General features: G+C 65.5%; 20 protein-coding genes. 7 read left to right on the top strand and 13 right to left on the bottom strand.

Annotation, left to right across the window (positions count from 1 at the left end; translation table 11 throughout):
* Position 1: 1 nt before the first annotated feature.
* Positions 2 to 3,517 (bottom strand): chromosome segregation protein SMC, encoded by a 3,516-nt coding sequence (gene smc, locus ABIC94_RS08530; protein WP_354372584.1) that lies wholly within the window; start codon positions 3,515 to 3,517, stop codon positions 2 to 4.
* Between the two features lie 113 nt (positions 3,518 to 3,630).
* Between smc and ABIC94_RS08525 the strand changes: the two genes are divergently transcribed.
* From ABIC94_RS08525 to ABIC94_RS08510, 4 genes are all read left to right on the top strand, one after another.
* On the top strand, positions 3,631 to 4,389 hold the full coding sequence (locus tag ABIC94_RS08525) for a hypothetical protein (RefSeq protein ID WP_354372583.1): 759 nt from the start codon (positions 3,631 to 3,633) through the stop codon (positions 4,387 to 4,389).
* 60 nt (positions 4,390 to 4,449) lie between these two features.
* A complete protein-coding gene (locus ABIC94_RS08520; protein ID WP_354372582.1) occupies positions 4,450 to 4,767 on the top strand; it encodes a helix-turn-helix domain-containing protein in 318 nt (105 codons plus the stop codon).
* A complete protein-coding gene (locus ABIC94_RS08515; protein WP_354372581.1) occupies positions 4,764 to 6,062 on the top strand; it encodes a type II toxin-antitoxin system HipA family toxin in 1,299 nt (432 codons plus the stop codon). The genes ABIC94_RS08520 and ABIC94_RS08515 overlap by 4 nt, the downstream gene beginning before the upstream one ends.
* A gap of 70 nt (positions 6,063 to 6,132) precedes the next feature.
* The gene (locus ABIC94_RS08510) at positions 6,133 to 6,825 is read left to right on the top strand and encodes a mobilization protein (protein WP_307700883.1); all 693 of its coding nucleotides are present in this window, start codon (positions 6,133 to 6,135) and stop codon (positions 6,823 to 6,825) included.
* 9 nt (positions 6,826 to 6,834) lie between these two features.
* Here the strand turns inward: ABIC94_RS08510 and ABIC94_RS08505 are convergent, their stop codons facing one another.
* The 8 genes from ABIC94_RS08505 to ABIC94_RS08470 form a co-directional block, all read right to left on the bottom strand.
* The gene (locus ABIC94_RS08505; protein WP_354372580.1) at positions 6,835 to 7,341 is read right to left on the bottom strand and encodes a disulfide bond formation protein B; all 507 of its coding nucleotides are present in this window, start codon (positions 7,339 to 7,341) and stop codon (positions 6,835 to 6,837) included.
* Complete coding sequence (locus tag ABIC94_RS08500; RefSeq protein ID WP_354372579.1) at positions 7,338 to 8,435, bottom strand: sulfate/molybdate ABC transporter ATP-binding protein; 1,098 nt, start codon at positions 8,433 to 8,435, stop codon at positions 7,338 to 7,340. The genes ABIC94_RS08505 and ABIC94_RS08500 overlap by 4 nt, the downstream gene beginning before the upstream one ends.
* A gap of 20 nt (positions 8,436 to 8,455) precedes the next feature.
* Positions 8,456 to 9,358 carry a sulfate ABC transporter permease subunit CysW gene (gene cysW, locus ABIC94_RS08495; protein WP_354372578.1) on the bottom strand — a complete coding sequence of 301 codons (903 nt, stop codon included), beginning with the start codon at positions 9,356 to 9,358 and terminating at the stop codon, positions 8,456 to 8,458.
* A gap of 1 nt (position 9,359) precedes the next feature.
* Positions 9,360 to 10,247 carry a sulfate ABC transporter permease subunit CysT gene (gene cysT / locus ABIC94_RS08490; RefSeq protein WP_354372577.1) on the bottom strand — a complete coding sequence of 296 codons (888 nt, stop codon included), beginning with the start codon at positions 10,245 to 10,247 and terminating at the stop codon, positions 9,360 to 9,362.
* Positions 10,248 to 11,264: a sulfate ABC transporter substrate-binding protein gene (locus ABIC94_RS08485; protein WP_354372576.1), complete on the bottom strand. Its 1,017-nt coding sequence runs from the start codon at positions 11,262 to 11,264 to the stop codon at positions 10,248 to 10,250.
* Positions 11,261 to 11,836 carry an RBBP9/YdeN family alpha/beta hydrolase gene (locus ABIC94_RS08480; RefSeq protein ID WP_354372575.1) on the bottom strand — a complete coding sequence of 192 codons (576 nt, stop codon included), beginning with the start codon at positions 11,834 to 11,836 and terminating at the stop codon, positions 11,261 to 11,263. The genes ABIC94_RS08485 and ABIC94_RS08480 overlap by 4 nt, the downstream gene beginning before the upstream one ends.
* 20 nt (positions 11,837 to 11,856) lie before the next feature.
* Positions 11,857 to 12,498 carry a peroxiredoxin gene (locus ABIC94_RS08475; protein WP_258506056.1) on the bottom strand — a complete coding sequence of 214 codons (642 nt, stop codon included), beginning with the start codon at positions 12,496 to 12,498 and terminating at the stop codon, positions 11,857 to 11,859.
* 139 nt (positions 12,499 to 12,637) lie between these two features.
* Positions 12,638 to 13,552 (bottom strand): LysR family transcriptional regulator, encoded by a 915-nt coding sequence (locus ABIC94_RS08470; RefSeq protein WP_354372574.1) that lies wholly within the window; start codon positions 13,550 to 13,552, stop codon positions 12,638 to 12,640.
* Positions 13,553 to 13,682: 130 nt separating this feature from the next.
* On the opposite strand from ABIC94_RS08470, the gene ABIC94_RS08465 reads away from it, so the two are divergent.
* Complete coding sequence (locus tag ABIC94_RS08465; protein WP_354372573.1) at positions 13,683 to 14,330, top strand: FMN-dependent NADH-azoreductase; 648 nt, start codon at positions 13,683 to 13,685, stop codon at positions 14,328 to 14,330.
* 78 nt (positions 14,331 to 14,408) lie between these two features.
* Here the strand turns inward: ABIC94_RS08465 and ABIC94_RS08460 are convergent, their stop codons facing one another.
* Positions 14,409 to 14,966, bottom strand: a complete 558-nt coding sequence (locus tag ABIC94_RS08460; RefSeq protein ID WP_354372572.1) for an NADPH-dependent FMN reductase — start codon at positions 14,964 to 14,966, stop codon at positions 14,409 to 14,411.
* A gap of 178 nt (positions 14,967 to 15,144) precedes the next feature.
* Here ABIC94_RS08460 and panE point away from each other — a divergent pair, with 178 nt between their 5' ends.
* Positions 15,145 to 16,077, top strand: a complete 933-nt coding sequence (gene panE, locus ABIC94_RS08455) for a 2-dehydropantoate 2-reductase (protein ID WP_354372571.1) — start codon at positions 15,145 to 15,147, stop codon at positions 16,075 to 16,077.
* A 13-nt stretch (positions 16,078 to 16,090) separates the two neighbouring features.
* Entirely contained in the window at positions 16,091 to 16,786 is a 696-nt protein-coding gene (locus tag ABIC94_RS08450) for an Asp/Glu/hydantoin racemase (RefSeq protein ID WP_354372570.1), read from the top strand.
* Here ABIC94_RS08450 and ABIC94_RS08445 read toward each other — a convergent pair.
* From ABIC94_RS08445 to ABIC94_RS08435, 3 genes are all read right to left on the bottom strand, one after another.
* Positions 16,773 to 18,140 (bottom strand): NAD(P)/FAD-dependent oxidoreductase, encoded by a 1,368-nt coding sequence (locus tag ABIC94_RS08445; protein WP_354372569.1) that lies wholly within the window; start codon positions 18,138 to 18,140, stop codon positions 16,773 to 16,775. The two genes, ABIC94_RS08450 and ABIC94_RS08445, sit on opposite strands and share 14 nt — an antisense overlap.
* A gap of 72 nt (positions 18,141 to 18,212) precedes the next feature.
* Entirely contained in the window at positions 18,213 to 19,127 is a 915-nt protein-coding gene (gene epsC / locus ABIC94_RS08440) for a serine O-acetyltransferase EpsC (RefSeq protein WP_354372568.1), read from the bottom strand.
* 494 nt (positions 19,128 to 19,621) lie between these two features.
* Positions 19,622 to 19,837 (bottom strand): TOBE domain-containing protein, encoded by a 216-nt coding sequence (locus tag ABIC94_RS08435; RefSeq protein WP_007829250.1) that lies wholly within the window; start codon positions 19,835 to 19,837, stop codon positions 19,622 to 19,624.
* Positions 19,838 to 19,900 lie beyond the last annotated feature (63 nt).

Here is a 19,900-nt window from a genome sequence, read left to right as displayed (position 1 = left end):
CTCAAGCAGCTTCGACCATCGAGGCGGCCGATTCCATGTCGACCGCAACGATGCGCGACACGCCCTGCTCCTGCATGGTGACGCCGATCAGCTGTTCAGCCATTTCCATGGCGATCTTGTTGTGGCTGATGAAGAGGAACTGGGTTTCGCGGCTCATGGCGGTCACGAGTTTGGCATAGCGTTCGGTGTTGGCGTCGTCCAGCGGCGCGTCCACTTCGTCGAGCAGACAGAAAGGTGCCGGGTTGAGCTGGAAGATTGCGAACACCAGCGCAATGGCCGTGAGCGCCTTCTCGCCGCCCGAGAGCAGGTGAATGGTCTGGTTCTTCTTGCCGGGAGGCTGCGCCAGCACCTGCACGCCGGCATCGAGGATTTCATCGCCCGTCATCACCAGCCGCGCGTTGCCGCCGCCGAACAGCTCGGGGAACATGCGGCTGAAGTGCTCGTTGACGATCTTGAAGGTGCCCCCGAGAAGCTCGCGCGTTTCGCCGTCGATCTTGCGGATGGCGTCTTCGAGCGTGCCGATGGCTTCGTTCAGGTCGGCCGATTGAGCATCGAGGAAAGTCTTGCGCTCGCTGGCAATGGCGAGTTCGTCCAGTGCCGCCAGATTGACGGCGCCCAGCGCGACCACTTCGCGGTTCAGGCGGTCGATTTCGCTTTGCAGGCCCGTGAGGCGCACCTTGTCGGTTTCGATCGACTGCGCAACGGCTTCGAGATCGGCGCCCGCGTCATCGAGCAACTGCTGGTACTGCTCCACGCCCAGGCGCGCGGCCTGTTCCTTGAGCTGGAATTCGGTGATGCGCTGGCGCAGCGGATCGAGCTCGCGTTCGAGCTGCAGGCGACGCTCGTCGCTGGCGCGCAGCTTCAGCGTGAGGTCGTCGTACTGGCTGCGCGCGGCCCCCAGGGCGCCTTCGCGCTCGAGCTTGAGTGCCAACGCGTCCTGCAGCCCGGCCTGGGCTGCCGCATCGGACAGGCGGCCGAGTTCGGTTCTGGCGCGCTCATCTTCATCGGTAAGGGCCACCACCTGCTGCGATGCAGTTTCGATGGCGCGGCTCAGCTCGCCGCGGCGGGCTTCGAGCGTGCGCTGCGAGAAAGTCGCTTCCTGCGCCTGGCGCTCCAGGCTGCGGTGCTGTTCGCGGCTGGCGGCCAATGCACGGCCGGCTTCGATGACGCGCTCGTCGAGCTGGGCGTGGCGCTCCTGGCTATCGGCGAGCTGCATGTCGAGTTCTTCGAAGCGGCCTTCGGCGGCCATGCGCTTTTCCTGCAGTTCCTCGAGCTGCGCATCGACCTCGGCGAGGTCGGCAGCCAGTTGCTCGCTGCGCGCGCGCGTCTGCTCGGCCAGTTGCGTCATGCGCAGCGTCTCGACCTGCAATTCATGCGCGCGGGATTGCGTATCCGCCGCTTCGCGGCGCGCCGTCACAAGGCGCTGCGCGGCATCGGCGTAGGCGGCTTCAGCACGGACCAAGGCCGTGCGCGCCTCTTCGCTGATGAGCGTCTGGGCGCGCAGCTGGCGCTCGAGGTTTTCCATTTCCTGCTGGCGCGCCAACAGGCCGGCCTGCTCGGAATCGGGGGCGTAGAAGTTCACGCTGTGCGAGAACACGGCGTGGCCGCTTTGCACGTAGATGACTTCGCCCGGCTTCAGCGTAGCGCGCTGGGCGAGCGCTTCTTCGAAACTCTGGGCCGTGTAGCAACCGTGGAGCCAGTCGGTCAGCAAGGCTTGCAGGCCCGCATCGTTCAGGCGCAGCAGGCTCGACAGCCGAGGCAGCGTGCCGGCACCTTCCGGCACCCCGGCCTCGGGCGGGCTGTAGAACGCCAGCTTGGCGGGCGGCGCGTCGTTGCCGAAGGCGCGCACCATGTCGAGCCGGCTGACTTCGAGCGCACCCAGGCGCTCGCGCAGCGCCGCTTCGAGCGCGTTTTCCCAGCCCTGCTCAATGTGAATGCGGCTCCACAGGCCCTGCATGCCTTCGAGGCCGTGCTTGGCGAGCCAGGGCGCGAGCTTGCCGTCGGTCTTGACCTTTTCCTGAAGGGCACGCAGCGCTTCGAGCCGTGCCGAGAGCTCGGCATGCCGGCCGCTCTCGGTATTGACGGCCTGCTGCTTCGCCCGGCGGTCGTCGTCGAGCTGCGGCACCGATTCCTGCAACTCGTGCAGACGGGCTTCGGCTTCGCTCGCGGCTTCCTGCGCAGCGGCGTGCTCTTCCTGCATGGATTGCAGGCGGGCTTCGTCCGGCGCGGCCAGTGCGTTCTGATCGGCGCGCAGGCGTTCGCCGCGCTGCGTGAGCTGCCGGCTCTGGTCTTCGATGTTGCGCTGGTCGGCGGCCAGCACCTGAATCTGCTGCTGGATCTGCACTACGGCGGCGCGCTGCGCATTGGCCTCGTCCTGCGCGCGCTGCTGCGCTTCCTCGAGCTCGGGCATGCGCGCGTCGTGCTCTTCGAGTTGCGCGGCCAGCATGACGGCTTGCTCTTCGGCATCGACGCCCTGGCCTGCGAGCGTTTCGATTTCGGCCTCGGCCTCTTCGCGGCGGCGGCCCCACTGGCCCATTTGCTCGCGCAACTGGACCAGCCGCTGCTCCACGCGCTGGCGGCCTTCGACCACGAAGCGGATTTCGCCTTCGAGGCGGCCGACTTCGGCGCTGGCTTCGTAGAGCTTGCCCTGGGCCTGGTTGACCTGGTCGCCGGCCGCGTAGTGGGCCTGGCGCACGGTTTCGAGTTCGGATTCGATGCGGCGCAGGTCGGCCGTGCGCGACTCCAGGTCGTTGATCGCCTTTTCCGAATCGGCCTTGATCTTGGCCTGGTCGGCGTCGCTTTCGCTGCGCTTGAGGAACCACAGCTGGTGCTGCTTCTTCGTAGCTTCGCCCTGGAGCGTGTTGTAGCGCGCGGCCACCTCGGCTTGCTTTTCCAGTTTTTCGAGGTTCGCGTTCAGTTCGCGAAGAATGTCTTCGACGCGCGTCAGGTTCTCGCGCGTGTCGCCCAGGCGGTTCTCGGTTTCGCGCCGGCGTTCCTTGTACTTGGAAACACCCGCCGCTTCTTCCAGGAACAGGCGCAGTTCTTCAGGCTTGGACTCGATGATCCGGCTGATCGTGCCCTGCCCGATGATGGCGTAGGCGCGCGGGCCGAGGCCCGTGCCCAGGAACACGTCCTGCACGTCGCGGCGGCGCACCGGCTGATTGTTGATGTAGTAGCTGCTGGTGCCGTCGCGCGTGAGCACGCGCCGCACGGCGATTTCGCCGAACTGGTTCCACTGGCCGCCCGCGCGGTGGTCGGCGTTGTCGAACACCAGCTCCACGCTCGAACGGCTGGCCTGCTTGCGCGTGGTCGTGCCGTTGAAGATCACGTCCTGCATCGACTCGCCGCGCAGTTCCGATGCGCGCGACTCGCCCAGCACCCAGCGCACCGCATCCATGATGTTCGACTTGCCGCAACCGTTGGGCCCGACAACGCCGACCAGTTGGCCTGGCAGCAGGAAGTTGGTCGGTTCGGCGAACGACTTGAAGCCTGAAAGCTTGATGGAATTGAGACGCACGACTTGTCGGCCTGCCTTGGCATAGCGCCAAGGTATTGATTTGTAAGGAAAATTGCACGGGCCCGCCGCTTGAAGCAGGCCGCCGCCCCAGCTGTGGATGATAACGTCAGGGCATGAGCGATTCCCTGGTTTTACCCTTCACCGCGCGCCGCGGTTACCTGCTGGCCGGAGCGGCTGCCCTGCTGGGCTTGGGCGGTTGTGCGGCCACCCGTTCCACCGAGCGCGCCGAGCCTTATGCCAACCAGGAATGGTTGCAATCCAGCGCCAACCGCATTGCCAACCTTTCCTTGCGCGACAACCTGCAATCGATCCGGCGCGTGCAAACCACGTTGTACCGGCGCAATCCCCGCGAATGGCGCAAATCGGCGGCGAGCGTCGAAGCGGCTGCCCAACGCGCCTGGGACGCAGTGCTGACGGGCCCCGCGCTGCCCGAGTTGCGCGGCGCCACCGGCATCGATGCCATCCGCCTGGCTTTCGACACCAGCCCCCAGGGTTACCAGGGCGACCGGGTTGCGGCATTGGTCGTTGGCTGGGCATCCATGCTCAAGCAAGCCAATGGCGACACCTGGGACCAGACGATGCTCGACGGCGTCAACGCCGAGAACAGCTACCGCGCCGCGCGCAATTTCGAAATATCGCTCTGGCTGATCTCGTCGAAAACCGGCCCGGACGGCCAGCCCCTGCTGCTGGCCACCGAAATCAGCGAGCGCGGCCGCAACCTCGTGGCCGACCGCGAGTTGTCGAAGGTGGTGGCGCGGCTCGACCTGCTGGCCGCCCAGGCCGACGAGAAATACCGGCGCGCCGCGCTCGACTTCGGGCAGAACTGGATCATGGGCGTCGTCATGCCCTTCTTCACGCTGATACCCAGATAAGGCAACGGTCACTGCAAGGAAATATATTTCCCAAATAGCGATTTACGGTAATATGTTTCCGTGACCAAGCAGGAACTCATCACCGCCCTCACGGCCCGGCGCGACGCCGCCGGCCTTTCCAACGCGGAAATTGCACAGCGCTCCGGCCTGACCGAGCGCTCGGTGCGCAATGCGCTGAGCCTGAAGGGCAACCCGCAGCTTTCGTCGCTGCTGGCGCTGGTCGATGCCATCGGCCTCGAACTGCAGCTCGCGCCCAAGGGCTTCGGCGAAAGCACGGCCGCCGATCCTGATTACCGCCCCGTTGCCACCCGTGTGGGCCATGCGGTCGCGCAGGCACCCTCCCCGCCGCCATACACCAACAAGCGCCGCTCGCCATGAACGTCAAGATCCTCGAGATCTCGCTGGGCACGCGCCGCTTCGGCAAGCTCTTTCAGTACGCGGACCTGTGCCGGTTCGTGGCGGAGCCCGAACTGGTCGCCGCGCCGCCCGCGGAGGTGCTGTCGCTTTCCATGGTGGCGAGCGATCCCGCGGCGCAGGCGGCCCTGTGGAGCGACGTGAAGAACCCGCTTTTCAACGCGCAGGGCGGCCAGCTGCCGCGCTTCTTCCAGAACCTCTTGCCTGAAGGCGTCTTGCGAAGCCACATCGCCCAATTGCGCGGCTGCCGCGAGAACGATCATTTCGAACTCCTCGCGGCTTGCGGCGGCGACCTCCCCGGCGCGGTGAGCGCCCGGCCGGTCTCGGTCGACCGCGGCACGCTGCAGCGGCTCATCACCCAGGACCAGGACGCGCTCGAGATGTCGGTGGTCGAGCTGCCCATGCCGCAGGGCATTTCGGTGTCGGGGGTGCAGCCCAAGCTGGGGCTGCGGCGCCAAGGCGGGCGCTACGTGGCGCGGACGCGTGCCGGCGCAAGCACGCGCGTGATCGCCAAGCTGCCCATGGCCGGACGTCCTCACATGCCGCAATTGGAGATGCTCTCGCTTCGCTTGGCGGGCGCGGCCGGCGTCGAGATCTGCCATGCCGAGCTTGCACCGCTCTCCGCCATTGCGGCCGAGCACAGCTATGCGCTGCCCGACGAACCCGAATTCCTGGCCGTGACGCGCTTCGACCGCGAAGGCGCGCGCCGCATTCATTTCGAAGACTTTGCGCAGGTGCTCGCCGTCGACCCGATGCACAAGTACAGCGCCAGCTACCTCGACATGGCGCTTGCCATGCGCGCCTTTCCGTCGCTGGGCGAAGAGGCCGTGCTCGAACTCGTGCGGCGCCTTGTGGTGAACGACCTGCTCGGGAACCCCGATGCGCACCTGAAGAATTTCGGCGTGATCTATCCGGACGGCACCGCGCCGCGGCTGGCACCGGCCTACGACATCGTGGCGTATGCCGCGCTCCAGGGCGTCGACGGCCACGCCCTCCCTCTTCTGCCCGCAGCGGGCGGAGGCGCCGCGCCCAAACGCACCGCCCTGTTCACGCCCGCCAACGTGCGTGCCTTCTGCTTCTCGACCGGGCTGCACGAACCGCTGGTCCGGCGCGTCGTCGCAGATACCGCGCGGCTCGCGCGCAGCCAGTGGCCCGAAATGATCGAGGCATCGACGCTGCCCGCCGCGTGGAAGAAACGGCTGCAGCAGCGCTTGCAGGCACACCCCTTGCTGCAAGGCATGGCCAGGCGCGGCAAATAGAAAAAGAAAACACGGCCCCTAGAATGATTCAGCCCTTCACCCCTCAACCCATTCGAGGCAGCAGCAACTCATGAGCTCCATCAATTTCATCGGCGGCGAAAAAGGCGGTGTCGGCAAGTCGGTTACGGCGCGCGTGCTGGCGCAGTACTTCATCGACCACAGCCGGCCTTTCACGGGCTTTGACACCGACCGTTCGCACAGCTCGTTCACCCGCTTCTACGAAGGATTTGCGTCGCCCATCGTGGTCGACAGCTTCGAGGGGCTGGACACCGTGGTGAACGGTTTCGAGACCAATCCGCAGCAAAGCGTCATCGTCGATCTCGCGGCCCAGACACTGGCGCCCCTGTCGCGCTGGATCAAGGAATCCGACTTGTTCGATGTGTTCGTCGAACTGGGCGTGGCCGTCAACTTCTGGCACGTGCTGGACGACGGCAAAGATTCCACCGACCTGCTCGGCACGCTGATCGACACCTTCGGCAACCGGCCCAACTACATCGTGGTGCAGAACTACGGCCGTGGCAGCGACTTCGGCATGCTGCTCGCGTCGCAATCGCTCTCGAAGGCGACCGCGAACGGCGCCCGCGTGATCACGCTGCCGCGCCTGCACGAGGCCAGCATGCGCAAGATCGATGCGCAGAACACCAGCTTCTGGAAGGCCGTGAACGACCGCGAAGGGCCCCACGCACTCGGCATCCTGGAACGCCAGCGCGTGAAGTCCTGGCTGGCTACCGCTTACGCTGCCTTCGATACCCTGCCGCTGTAACCTTCAGGCTCAGCGCACAGCCGGGCGCTTGCGGAAGATCAGCACAAGCAGCAGGACCGCAAGAACGAAGAAGGCGACGAACGACCAGTTCGCCAGCGTCAGGCCGAACAGCGACCAGTCGATCTTCGAGCAATCGCCGCCGCCGCGGAAGATCATCGGCAGCGCCCGCTTGAGCGGAAAGGTCTCGATCATTCCGTACAGGTCGCGCCCGCATGACACGACCTCGGGCGGATACCACTGCAGCCAGCTCTGCGCGGCGGCCGTGTAGGCGCCGCCGATGGCCGACACCAGTGCCAGCACCCCGCCCGTCACCTGAAGGCCGCGGCTGCGGAACACGGCGGCCAGCCCGGTGAAGAGCGCCACCAGCACCAAGGCATACCGCTGCACGATGCACATGGGACAAGGCTCGAGCCCGACCACGTGCTGCAGGTAGAGCCCGAAGGCCAGCATGAGAACGCAGGCCAGGCAGATCAGCCCATACGCGCGGCGCGGCGCGCCGAAGTACCAATCGATCAAGGGGAAACCCAATCTTCTTCTACGAACACCCGGGCCTTGCGCGGTGTGGCGACGACAGTGTCGCCCTCGTTCAAGCCCAGTTCACGGAACTGTTGCGCAGGGATTTGCGCTTCGATGATGGTTCCGGAGCCCGGATTATCTGGATTCGTTTCGGTGGGCTCAAGTTCCAGCCGCGCGATCGGGCCGACCACGATGGCACGCGACAAGGTCGCCACGATGCCGGTCGCGCCGGAGGTGTAGCGCTCCACGGTGAAATCGTGCGGACGCACATAGGCCATGGCCTTCGCGTCGCGCGCACCGCTGTGCTCCGGGGAGTCGAGGCGCATGCCGTCCAGCTGCACCGCGCCGTTGTCGGCCCGGCCATGGAACAGGTTCACGTCGCCCAGAAAACCGTAGACGAAAGGACTTGCGGGCTGGTCCCACACCTCTTGCGGCGAACCGACCTGCTCGATGCGGCCCTTATTGATGACCACCACGCGGTCGGCCACCTCGAGCGCCTCTTCCTGGTCATGCGTGACGAAGATCGAGGTGACGTGCAGCTCGTCGTGCAGCCGGCGCAGCCAGCGGCGCAGCTCCTTGCGCACCTTGGCGTCGAGCGCGCCGAAGGGTTCGTCGAGCAGCAGCACCTTGGGCTCCACCGCCAGCGCACGCGCCAGCGCAATGCGCTGCCGCTGGCCGCCCGAGAGTTGCGAGGGGTAGCGGTCGGCCAGCCAGTCGAGCTGCACCAGCTTGAGCAGGTCGGTCACTTTCTGCTTGATCTGCGTTTCGCTCGGGCGCTCCTTGCGCGGCTTCACGCGCAGGCCAAAGGCCACGTTCTCGAACACCGTCATGTGGCGGAACAGCGCGTAGTGCTGAAACACGAAGCCCACTTGCCGCTCGCGCACATGCACGTCGGTGGTGTCTTCGCCCGAAAACAGAATGCTGCCGGTGTCGGCCGTTTCCAGCCCCGCGATGATGCGCAGCAGCGTGGTCTTGCCGCAGCCCGACGGGCCGAGCAGTGCGACGAGCTCGCCCGACTCCACGTCGAGGTTCACGTTGTTCAACGCCCGGAAGTCGCCGAACTGCTTGCTGATGTTGCGGATTTCGATGCTCATGATCTTGTTCTTTCTCTCTCTCAGGCCGCCGTGGGTTCCGGAGGCCGCTCGGGCGGCAGCTCGGCGATGGCTTTCATTTCACGCTCGTGGCGCCATTCGATGACCGACTTGATCACCAGCGTGACCAGCGCCAGGATGGCCAGCAGCGAGGCCACGGCAAAGGCCGCCACCGATTGGTACTCGTTGTAGAGAACTTCCACGTGCAGCGGCATGGTGTTGGTCTGCCCGCGGATGTGGCCCGAGACCACCGACACCGCGCCGAACTCGCCCATGGCGCGCGCGTTGCAAAGAATCACCCCGTACAGCAGCCCCCACTTGATGTTGGGCAGCGTCACGCGCCAGAAGGTCTGCCAGCCGGTCGCGCCGAGCACGATGGCCGCCTGCTCTTCGTCGGTGCCCTGCGCCTGCATCAGCGGCACGAGTTCGCGCGCAATGAACGGAAAGGTCACGAACACCGTTGCAAGCACGATACCGGGCACCGCGAAGATGATCTTGATGTCGTGTTCCGCGAGCCATGGACCGAACCAGCCCTGCGCGCCGAACACCAGCACGTAGATCAGGCCCGCCACCACCGGCGACACCGCAAACGGCAGATCGACCAGCGTGGTCAGAAAGGCCTTGCCGCGGAATTCGAACTTGGCAATGGCCCACGCCGCGGCAACGCCGAACACCAGGTTCAGCGGCACCGAAATGGCGGCCGTGATCAGCGTGAGGCGAATCGCGCTCCAGGCGTCGGGCTCCTTCAGCGCTTCGAGGTAGGCGCCCAGTCCCTTGCGCAAGGCCTCGGTTGCCACGGCCGCCAGGGGCAGCACCAGGAACAGGAACATGAACGCGAGCGCAAGGCCGATCAACAGCCAGCGCACCCAGGGCGATTCGGTGGTGCCGGCCTGCGCGCGGCGAATGATTTTGGAAGGGGCGCTCATCTCAAGCTCCTGCGCGGCGGCGCTGCCAGGCTTGCAAGCCGTTGATGACGAGCAGCAGGATGAACGAAATCACCAGCATCACGAGCGCGACCGCGGTTGCGCCGGCGAAGTCGTATTGCTCGAGCTTGCCGATGATGATGAGCGGCGTGATTTCCGAAATCATCGGCATGTTGCCGGCGATGAAAATCACCGAGCCGTATTCGCCGATGGCCCGCGCGAAAGCCATCGCAAAGCCCGTGAACAGCGCGGGCGCAATCGACGGAAAGATCACTTTCGTGAAAGTCTGAAGGCGTGTCGCACCGAGCGAGGTGGCTGCTTCTTCAAGCTCTTTCTCGGCGTCTTCCAGCACCGGCTGCACGGTGCGCACCACGAAGGGCAGCCCGATGAAGATCAGCGCAATCACGATGCCGGCCGGCGTGAACGCCAGCTTGATGCCGTGCGGCTCGAGCAGCTGGCCGATCCAGCCGTTGCCCGCGAGCAGCGCGGTCAGCGAGATGCCGGCCACCGCCGTGGGCAGCGCAAACGGCAAGTCGACCAATGCATCGACTATGCGCTTGCCCGGAAACTTGTAGCGCACCAGCACCCAGGCCACCAGCAGGCCGAACACCGCATTCACCAGTGCAGCGATCAGCGAGGCGCCGAACGTGAGCCGGTAAGAGGCCATCACGCGCGGCGCGGTCACGGCCACCCAGAACTGCTCCCAACTCAGCGTGAAGGTCTTGAAGACCAGCGCCGACAGCGGGATCAGAACAATCAGGCAGAGATAGAAGATCGAGAAGCCGAGCGTGATGTGAAAGCCCGGCAGCACCCGCCTGGAGCCCCCTGCCCGGTTCACATGCGAAAGCGGCGCTCCCGCGGACGGGAGCGCCGAAGAAACAGCGCCGCTCATTTACTTTGCGCCGGGCGTGTAGAGCTTGTCGAACTGGCCGCCGTCGTTGAAGTGCACCTTCTGTGCATCGCCGAGGCTGCCGAACAGTTCCTGCACGGTGAAGAGCTGCAGCGGCTTGAACGTGGCGGCGTGCTTCTTGAGCACGGCCGGCGAGCGCGGGCGCAGCGCATGCTTGGCCGCGATTTCCTGCGCTTCTTCGGAATAGAGCCAGTCGAGATACGCCTTGGCGAGTTCGCCGGTGCCCTTTTTCTTGGTCGTGCGCTCGACCAGCGCCACCGGGTTCTCGGCCACGATGCTGATCGACGGGTAGACCGAGTCGACCTTGCCCGAGCCGAATTCGCGGTCGATCGACACCACTTCCGATTCGAAGGTGATCAGCGCGTCGCCGATGTTGCGCTGCAGGAAGGCGGTGGTCGCGTCGCGGCCGCCACGTGCCAGCACCGGCACGTTCTTGAACAGCTTGCCGACGAACTCGGCCGCCTGGGCGTCGGTGCCGCCCTTCTTCTTCACGTAGCCCCAGGCCGCAAGGTACGCGTAGCGCCCGTTGCCGCCGGTCTTGGGGTTGACGATGACGACCTGCACGCCCGGCTTGACCAGGTCTTCCCAGTCCTTGATGCCCTTGGGGTTGCCGTTGCGCACCAGGAACAGCATGGTCGAGGTGGTCGGCGATGCGTTTTCAGGGAATTGCTTGTTCCAGTCTTTCGCGACCACGCCGGTGCTGGCCAGAAAGTCGATGTCGGTGGAGGTGTTCATGGTGACCACGTCGGCATCGAGGCCGTCGGCCACTGCGCGTGCCTGGGCACTGGAGCCGCCATGCGACTGGTCGATCTTCACGTCCTTGCCGGTGGTCTTCTTGTAGTGGGCCACGAACGCCGCGTTGTAGTCCTTGTAGAACTCGCGCGCCACGTCGTACGAGGCGTTCAGCAGCGTGGTGCCCTGGGCAAAGGCGTTGCTGCCTGCGAATGCGGAAGATGCCAACGCGAGCACGGCGGCGAAGGTCTTGAGTCTGGAAGTCATGAAGTTGCCAAGGTTTCTGAAAATTCACGGCCCGCCGGCCATGCGGCGGGCTCGTCGGTCAACGACTGGAGCAAGGCCAGGCCGAGCGGCCAGTCTCCATGCCCCGAATCGATGTTGATATGGCCCGCATTCTGCATGCGAACAAACTCACTGCCCCAGGCGCGGGAATATGCGCCGGCCAGGCGAATCGGGCAATACGGATCGTTGCTGCTCGCCACCACGATGCTACGGTACGGCAGGGCCGCATACGGCACGGGCGCAAAGTCGGACAGCACGGCCCGGCGCTCGGGATCGGCCGGCGCCACCAGCAGCGCCCCGCGAATGCGCGCCGCCGCCTCCGCCGGCAGGTGCGCCGTGGCAATGCAGCCCAGGCTGTGCGCGGCAATCACCACCGGGCCGGGGCTCTCGAGCACCAGCCTGGCCAGCGTGGCCACCCAGGCCTCGCGCTTGGGCGAGGCCCAGTCGTCCTGCACCACCCGCGCCGCGCCCGGAATGCGCTCCTCCCACAGGCTCTGCCAATGGCCGGGCCCGGAGTCGCGCCAGCCGGGCACGATGATCACGGAAGTCTGCATTGCGCCGCTGCCCTGCCCGCTTACTTGTTGGGCTGCGGCGTGATGCGCAGATAAGGCTTCACGGCCTTGAAGCCCTTCGGAAAACGCTCCGCCAGTTCGGCCGGGTCCTGGATGCTCGGGATGATGACCACGTCGTCACCGTCCTTCCAGTTCACGGGCGTGGCCACCTTGTGGCTGTCGGTGAGCTGCAGCGAGTCGATCACCCGCAGGATTTCGTCGAAATTGCGGCCGGTCGATGCCGGGTACGTGATGGTTGCGCGGATCACCTTCTTCGGATCGATGATGAACACGCTGCGCACCGTGGCGGTGGCCGAAGCGTTCGGGTGAATCAGGTCGTACAGGTCGGCCACCTTGCGGTCGTGGTCGGCCACGATCGGGAAGTTCACGGTGGTGTTCTGCGTTTCGTTGATGTCGCCGATCCATTCCTTGTGCTTGGTGGCCGGGTCGACGCTCAGCGCAATGGGCTTCACGCCGCGCTTGGCGAACTCGCCCGACAGCGCCGCGGTCTTGCCGAGTTCGGTGGTGCACACAGGCGTGAAATCGGCCGGGTGCGAGAAGAACACCACCCACGAATCGCCGGCCCACTGATAGAAGTCGAGGGGGCCTTCGCTGGAGTCCTGGGTGAAATTGGGGGCTGTGTCGCCGAGTCGCAGGGTCGCCATGGTCGCTCCTTGAATTGGATGGGACCTGGGATTGTGCGAAGGGCCGCTTCAATGCCAAACGAATATCTACTTGTTTGGTTATGGCGTTTTTCGCATAAGAAGCAGCCAGCCAGGCTATTTGGCCCAGGCCAGTCAGCAGCTAGTACATCCCCGATTCGCTCCCGTGCAGGTGTTCGGCCAGGAAATCGATCAACCGGCGCACTGCCGGCACCAGCGCTCGCCGGGCCGGAAAAACCATGTGCGCAATGACCGGCGCCGGCCCCCAGTCCGGCAGCACCCTCACGAGCCGGCCGGCCTCCACGTCGTCGCGGCACATGTAGCCGGGCAAGAAGGTCGCGCCCGCGCCCTCGAGCACGGCCAACTGCAGGGTCGTGAGATCGTCCGCCACGTAGCGCGGGTTATGAACGTGCACGTAAATCTCACCTTTGGGGCCTTCGAGCCGCCATTCGCTGCGCCCCTCGCTGTTGGCCGACATGGCCGCGGTCTGGAGCCGCGCGAGGTCGGCCGGCGTGTTCACCGGCCCTTGGCGTTTCAACAGGTCCGGCGTGGTCACCAGCACCCCGCGGCTCGTTCCCAGAACCTTGGCCACGAGCGTCGTGCTGTCCTCGATGGCCGGGCGCACGCGCAGCGCGATGTCGATGCCCTCCTCGATCAAATCGACCGGCCTGTTCATCACCCGCAAGTCGATCCGCACGGCCGGGTAAAGCGCCATGAACCGGGGCAGCAACTGGCCCAGCCCGCTGTGCGCAATGGAAATGGGGCAGCTCAGCCGGACCGTACCGCTGGGCTCGGTTTGCACCTGCGCCACCGCTTCGGCGGCGGCCTGCGCCGCATCTCGCATGGCCGCCGAATGCCGCAGGTAGATCTCCCCTGCGGGCGTGAGCGACAGCCGCCGCGTGCTGCGCTGCATCAGCTGCACGCCGAGCCGCTCCTCGAGTTCCGCCACGCGGCGCGACAGGCGCGATTTGGGAATGCCGAGCGCACGGCTGGCTGCGGCAAAGCCGCCCCGCTCTGCCACTTCGGCGAAGAAAACCATGTCGTTGAGGTCTTGCATGGCACCATTGTCCCGCATATGGAACGATGTAGTTGAATTCTGGCTACTTATCGCCAACTCGCATCAAAAATAGAATTCTCACATCGTCGGCCACTTTTGAGCGTCGACCGCCACACGAAAGCGATTCACCATGAAACTGCTCCACGTCGATTCCAGCATCCTGAGTACCAACTCGACCTCCCGCCTCCTCACGGCCGAGATCGTGACCGCGTGGAAAGCCGCGCATCCCGACACCACGGTCGAATATCTCGACCTCGCAGTGAACACTCCGCCGCATTTCAGCGCCGACGCGCTGGGCATCAAGACGGGCGTGCAGGCCCAGCCAACCGAAGCCCAGCAGCGCGAAAACGAGCTCTCCGAAAAGCTCGTGAGCCAATTCCTCGCCTCCGACGTCATCGTGGTGGGCGCGCCGCTGTACAACTTCTCGATCCCGACCCAGCTCAAGGCCTGGATCGATCGCCTCGCCCAGATCGGCCGGACCTTCAAATACACCGACAAGGGCCCCGTGGGTCTGGCCGGCGGCAAGACCGTGATCGTGGCGTCCAGCCGCGGCGGCATCTACTCGACCACCGAAGGCGGCCGGGCCATGGAGCATCAAGAGAGCTACTTGAAGGCGATCCTCGGCTTCTTCGGCATTACCGACGTGCGCTTCGTGCGCGCCGAAGGCCTGGCCATGGGCGATGCACCCAAGGCCGCCGCGCTGGCTGCCGCGCGCGCCGACATCCTCACGGCAACTGCCGAAGCCGCCAACCAGAAGGACGTGGCACAAGCCGCTTGAACCTCGGTTTCCTCAAAAAAAGAGCCGCCCCTGTGGGCGGCTCTTTTTTTTCGTTGGGCGGCGAGAAGAGCCAGTTCGTCAAACCCCCGCGTGACTCTTGATCCAGGCCACGTACTTGTCCATCCACCCCTGCAGGAACTTCTTCGTGCCTTCGTTGCCGATGTGGCCCTTGTCATCGAACAAGCCGTCCTTGAACTGCAGGAATATCTCCGGCGCACCCAACGTTGGAACGTCGAGGTAAGCCAGCACATTGCGCAGATGCTGCTGTGCCAGCGCGGTACCGGTGGCGCCCACCGAAATGCCCACCACGCCCGCAGGCTTGCCCGCCCAGGCGCTCTGCCCGTAGGGGCGCGAAGCGTGGTCGATCGCATTCTTCAGCACACCGGGCATCGAGCGGTTGTATTCGGGCGTAACAAACAACAAGCCCTGAGCTGCCGCGATCTCGGTCTTGAGCCGCTTCACCGAAGGTGCCGGGTTGCCGTCGTCGTCCTGGTTGTACAGAGGCAGATCGTCGATGCGCAAATGCTCGAACGTGAAGTCCGAAGGGGCAAGATGCGCCAGTGCAAGGGCCAGCTTCTGGTTGTACGAATCCTTGCGAAGGCTGCCGACAATCACGGCAATTCGGGTCTGGCTCATGAATGAAGCTCCTTGAGATGAGTGAAGGGAATCCAAATAGCGAAAACCATTATGCGAAGCGCCCAAGACCTTTTCCAGAAAAGCTCTTCCATCGCGCCCGCCTTTTCGGCGCCCCAAGCAGGCGCTTCCAATCGAAGGCATCATCGTTCCGGTTCTTTCGATCCAGGAGCAATGCACGATGAGATTCTTGATGGTGGGTGCCGGCGCACTCGGCGGTTATTTCGGCGGCCGTTTGCTGGAGGCGGGACGCGATGTGACCTTTCTGCTGCGCGCCCGGCGCGCGGCGCAAATCGAGAAGACAGGGCTGGTGGTCCAGAGCCCGTTCGGCAATCTGCAATTGCCCTCGCCGCCGCACGTGCTGGCAGAAGACATCAAGGCGCCGTTCGATGTGATCGTGGTCGGCAGCAAGGCCTACGACCTCGACTCGACCATGGAGTCGTTCGCACCGGCGGTCGGGCCGAACACGGTCATTCTCCCCCTGCTCAACGGCATGAATCACATCGAGCGCCTGGTTGCCCGCTTCGGCGACGAGCGCGTGCTGGGCGGCCTTTGCATGATCTCCGCCACGCTGGACGACGAAGGCCGCGTGCTGCATCTCAACGACATGCACGGCCTGAGCTACGGCGAGCGCGCCGGCGGACGTTCGGCCCGCGTCGATGCCATCGCAGCCCAGTTCGCGGGCGCGAAGTTCAGTGCCACCGCAAGTGAGACGATCTCGCAGGACATGTGGGAGAAATGGGTCTTCATTGCCTCGGCAGCCGGCCTCACGAGCCTGATGCGCGCATCCATCGGCGACATCGCAAGCGCGGGCGGCCAGGATGTGGCGCTTGCGATATTCGACGAATGCTGCGCCATTGCCGCGCACAACGGCTTCGCACCGCGCCCTGCAGCCCTCGAGCGCGGCCGCGCCATCATGACGGCGCCGGGCTCGCCGATGACCGCATCGATGTACAAGGACATCGTGCGCGGCGCGCCAGTCGAGGCCGACCACATCGTGGGAGACCTGCTCGGCCGCGCACCGGCAGGCCGTTCGGCAACGCCTTCGGTGCTGCGCATCGCCTACGTTCACCTGAAAGCCTATGAGGCGCAGCGCGCCCGACAAGCCACCTGACGAGGGTTCCCCGATGACCGACGCCATCGCTTTCCTCCACACCGCACAAGTTCATGTGCCGACCTTCGCGCGGCTCACCCGCGAGATTGCGCCCGAACTGGAGGTGCGCCACCTGGTGATGGAAGAACTGCTGCACGAAGCACGCGCCACAGGCATCGACAACCCGATGCTGGCCGCGCGCGTGCACGACGCCATGCGCGAGGCCGCATCCGATGGTGCCGCGGTCGTCGCATGCACCTGCTCGACCATCGGCGGCATCGCGGAAAAAACCGCAACCGGCGGCGCCTTCACAGCCCAACGCATCGACCGCGCGATGGCCGACCGCGCCGTGCGCGCCGGCCCGCGCGTGCTGATTGCAGCGGCGCTCGAAAGCACGCTGGAGCCGACGACCGCATTGATTCTTTCGGCCGCCGCGCAGGCCGGCGTCGGCGTCAGGCCGAGCGTGCTCCTCGTCGAAGGGGCCTGGGTGCACTTCGAGGCCGGCGACACCGCCCGCTACATCGAGATGCTGGCCAGCGCGATTCGCAGCGCCGCCGTCGGGGCCGACGCCGTGGTTCTGGCACAGGCCTCGATGGCCCCCGTCGCGAGCGAGCTGGCAGACCTCGGCATCGAGGTGCTCGCGAGTCCCGTCCCGGGCGTTGCGCATGCCGTGGCAACGCTGCGCGCTTCGCGCACCGCGTGGGCCACGCGGGCCGCTAGTCCGACTTGAGAATCGTCTCGCCCTTCAGCGGGCCCGCGTCGCGGATGTTGAAGCGGTGCCGCTTCCATCCCTCCCACGTGCGGCGCATGTGGGTGACCGAGATGAAGTAGTAGAGAACCTTGAACATGCCGAGTGCCCGCCACATCGGCGTGCCCCGGTAGATGTCGCCGGCCAGCAGCGACATCAGCGCTTCCTTCACGCGGAACGGGTTGCCCGGATGCATGAACATGTCGCGAATCGTCGGATTGGTCACGCGGTAGATGAACCATGAATACTCGCGCGGCCCCTTGCGCATCATGGCTTCGAAGTCCTTGCGCACGGGTGCCAGTTCGGCCGGCTTGTCGAGAGCCGTGGCCACAAGCTCGGCGCCGTCGAAAGCGCTGTGCATGGCCAGGTACACGCCCGACGAGAACATCGGGTCGATGAAGGTGAAGGCATCGCCCAGCATCAGGTAGCGGTCGCCCGTGGCGTGGGTGCTCGAGTACGAGAAGTTGCCCGTGGCGTGCACCGCGTCGTCGACCAGCGTCGCGTTTTTCAGGCGATCCGCCAGCACCGGGGAAAGTGCGATGGTGTCGTAGAAAAAATCCTTCAGCGGCTTGTCGCGCGTCTTCAGGTAGTACGGCCAGCAGACCGCGCCCACGCTGGTGGTGCCGTCGGCCAGCGGAATGAACCAGAACCAGCCGTGCGGGAACCAGCAGATGCTGATGTTGCCTTCCTTCTTGCCCTCGAGCCGCTCCGCATTGGTGAAGTGGCCGAACAACGCGGTGCTGTTGTGCTCGGGGTTCTTTTCCTTGCAGCGGAATTTGTTGGCCAGCAGCGTGTCGCGTCCGGTGGCGTCGACCACGAAGCGCGCGCGCCAGCTGCGTTTGGCGCCATCGTCCATTTCGGCCTGCACCGTGGCGCCGTCGGTATCGAACGCCACGTCGCGCACCTTGCAGCCCTCGAGCGTCTGCGCGCCGCGCGTGGCGGCATTGCGGAACAGCAGTTCGTCGAGCTCCGAGCGGCGCACCTGCCAGGCGGAATCGAGCGACTTGTCCCAGCCCTCGGCAAAGTCCACATAACTGCGGTATTCATGGTCCGGCGAGACGAACTCGATGCCGAACTTGGGCATGCCGATTTTCTCGACCTGGTCGCGCACGCCGAGCTTGTCGAAAAGCTCGACATTGGCCGGCAACAGCGACTCGCCGATATGAAAACGCGGGTGATGCGCCTTTTCGAGCAGCACCACCTTGCGGCCCTGTTGCGCGAGCAGCGCCGAAATCGTGGAGCCCGCGGGGCCGCCGCCGATTACGAGCACGTCGCAGGACTCGTCGGCCGCGGACGCGGGAGAAGCGGGGAAAGAAGTAGCTTGAGGCAAGGACATGCGGGGGCAAGCAACATTATTGGAACGGCGAAGCATAGCGCGGCCGGCAACGCCCGCGCTCCGGTGGCGCTCCTATGGCGCACCGGTCTTCGGCGCGTTCTGCAGGCTGGCCTGCGTCACGCTCGCGCCTGCGGGCACGTCGTCGGTAATCCACACATTGCCGCCGATGACCGCGCCCTTCCCCAGCGTCACGCGCCCGAGGATGGTGGCGCCGGCGTAGATCACCACGTCGTCTTCCACCACCGGGTGGCGCGGCAGGCCCTTCTGCAAATTGCCCTCGGCGTCGGTCGGAAAGCGCTTGGCGCCCAGCGTCACGGCCTGGTAAAGCCGCACGCGCTTGCCGATGACCGCCGTTTCGCCGATGACGACGCCCGTGCCGTGGTCCATGAAAAAGCCCGCGTCGATCTGCGCACCGGGGTGGATGTCGATGCCTGTCTGCGCATGCGCCAGCTCGGCCACGATGCGGGCCAGCAGCGGCAGGTCGAGTTTGTAGAGTTCGTGCGCCAGCCGGTGGTGAATCATGGCGAGCACGCCCGGGTAGCACAGCAGCACCTCGTCGACGCTGCGCGCCGCCGGGTCGCCCTGGTAGGCGGCGAGCACGTCGCTGTCGAGCAGGCGGCGCAAACCCGGCAACGCATTCGCGAACTGGCGAATGGCCTCGGTGGCGGCGGCCTCGACCTCGCTCGAGGGGCGCGGCTCGTGGCGGGCGTTGTAGTTGAGCTCCAGCCGCGCCTGCACCAGCAGCGCCTGCAGCGCGGAATCGAGCGTGTGGCCGACGTAGAAATCCTCGCTCTCGTGGCGCAGGTCGGGCGGGCCCAGCCGCATCGGGAACAGCGCGCCCTTGAGGGAATCGATGACCTGCGCAAGCGCGTCGCGCGAAGGAAACTCGCGCATGCCGGGCTCGCGCGAGCGGCGCTGCGAGTCGCGCCACTCGTCGCGCACGGCGTGCAGCGCTCGGACGATGTCGCTTACTTCGAATTGGGCCATATGAGGTACTCCCGGGAATGTGAATGGGTCGGTGTCGGCCGATGGTGACAGGGTTGATGACAGGCTGGGCGACGGCCGCCACGGCAGGAGCGTAGCGGGCAAAGCACGGCAACCGTGAAATCGGCTCATAACAACCATGCGGTCGTTGGGCCGTCATCGGCCTTCCAGCAGAATGGGCGCCCATTCCACCCTAACCACTCCCGAGATGGCGGCCATCGGCGGGCACCGGTCGGTGGTCTATCTTGTCGGCTTGGGCGGCAGCCGGCAGAACGCCGAATCGCTCATGCGCGCCGGCGCAGCCCTGCTGCGCGCGGGCGGACTCGGCGTGAAAGTCGAGAGCACGGGCCTCTCGTACAAGCCTTCGGACTGGCTCGACCACTCACTCGACGAGCTCCACCTGTTCTTCGCGCACCGCGGCTGGTGCCAATCGCTGGCTGATATGAAAAAAACCCGGCGCCAAGGCGGCGCCGGGTGTTCGCAAGCCCGAGGGTCCGTCAGAGCTTCGCGATCGAAACCTCCGTGGACTTCACGAGCGCCACCACGTCGGAGCCCACCTTGAGCTGAAGCTCGTCGACCGAGCGCGTGGTGATGACCGAGGTGACGATGCCCCAGGCGGTTTCGACATCGACTTCGGAAACGACGTCGCCGCGGATGATCTCGCGGACCTTGCCCTTGAACTGGTTGCGTACGTTGATGGCTTGAATGGACATGGTGCTGCTTTCTCTTTCAGGTTGAACGAATGATTCGGAAGGGCGAATAAATAGAAGCGACGC

The sequence above is a fragment of the Variovorax paradoxus genome (assembly GCF_040544635.1).
Lineage (GTDB): Bacteria > Pseudomonadota > Gammaproteobacteria > Burkholderiales > Burkholderiaceae_C > Variovorax > Variovorax paradoxus_R.
The sequence above is the reverse complement of the archived record's forward strand: the minus strand, read 5'-3'. Positions and strand labels throughout refer to the sequence as shown.

What these genes read in the sequence shown, in the direction of transcription:
- ABIC94_RS08500 (WP_354372579.1), bottom strand. Translation starts at nt 8,435, where the DNA reads ATGAGCATCGAAATCCGCAACATCAGCAAGCAGTTCGGCGACTTCCGG.
- ABIC94_RS08475 (WP_258506056.1), bottom strand. Translation starts at nt 12,498, where the DNA reads ATGGCGACCCTGCGACTCGGCGACACAGCCCCCAATTTCACCCAGGAC.
- epsC (WP_354372568.1), bottom strand. Translation starts at nt 19,127, where the DNA reads ATGGCCCAATTCGAAGTAAGCGACATCGTCCGAGCGCTGCACGCCGTG.
- ABIC94_RS08525 (WP_354372583.1), top strand. Translation starts at nt 3,631, where the DNA reads ATGAGCGATTCCCTGGTTTTACCCTTCACCGCGCGCCGCGGTTACCTG.
- ABIC94_RS08510 (WP_307700883.1), top strand. Translation starts at nt 6,133, where the DNA reads ATGAGCTCCATCAATTTCATCGGCGGCGAAAAAGGCGGTGTCGGCAAG.
- ABIC94_RS08470 (WP_354372574.1), bottom strand. Translation starts at nt 13,552, where the DNA reads ATGCAAGACCTCAACGACATGGTTTTCTTCGCCGAAGTGGCAGAGCGG.
- ABIC94_RS08485 (WP_354372576.1), bottom strand. Translation starts at nt 11,264, where the DNA reads ATGACTTCCAGACTCAAGACCTTCGCCGCCGTGCTCGCGTTGGCATCT.
- panE (WP_354372571.1), top strand. Translation starts at nt 15,145, where the DNA reads ATGAGATTCTTGATGGTGGGTGCCGGCGCACTCGGCGGTTATTTCGGC.
- ABIC94_RS08450 (WP_354372570.1), top strand. Translation starts at nt 16,091, where the DNA reads ATGACCGACGCCATCGCTTTCCTCCACACCGCACAAGTTCATGTGCCG.
- cysT (WP_354372577.1), bottom strand. Translation starts at nt 10,247, where the DNA reads ATGAGCGGCGCTGTTTCTTCGGCGCTCCCGTCCGCGGGAGCGCCGCTT.
- ABIC94_RS08515 (WP_354372581.1), top strand. Translation starts at nt 4,764, where the DNA reads ATGAACGTCAAGATCCTCGAGATCTCGCTGGGCACGCGCCGCTTCGGC.
- ABIC94_RS08445 (WP_354372569.1), bottom strand. Translation starts at nt 18,140, where the DNA reads ATGTCCTTGCCTCAAGCTACTTCTTTCCCCGCTTCTCCCGCGTCCGCG.
- ABIC94_RS08480 (WP_354372575.1), bottom strand. Translation starts at nt 11,836, where the DNA reads ATGCAGACTTCCGTGATCATCGTGCCCGGCTGGCGCGACTCCGGGCCC.
- ABIC94_RS08435 (WP_007829250.1), bottom strand. Translation starts at nt 19,837, where the DNA reads ATGTCCATTCAAGCCATCAACGTACGCAACCAGTTCAAGGGCAAGGTC.
- ABIC94_RS08465 (WP_354372573.1), top strand. Translation starts at nt 13,683, where the DNA reads ATGAAACTGCTCCACGTCGATTCCAGCATCCTGAGTACCAACTCGACC.
- ABIC94_RS08460 (WP_354372572.1), bottom strand. Translation starts at nt 14,966, where the DNA reads ATGAGCCAGACCCGAATTGCCGTGATTGTCGGCAGCCTTCGCAAGGAT.
- cysW (WP_354372578.1), bottom strand. Translation starts at nt 9,358, where the DNA reads ATGAGCGCCCCTTCCAAAATCATTCGCCGCGCGCAGGCCGGCACCACC.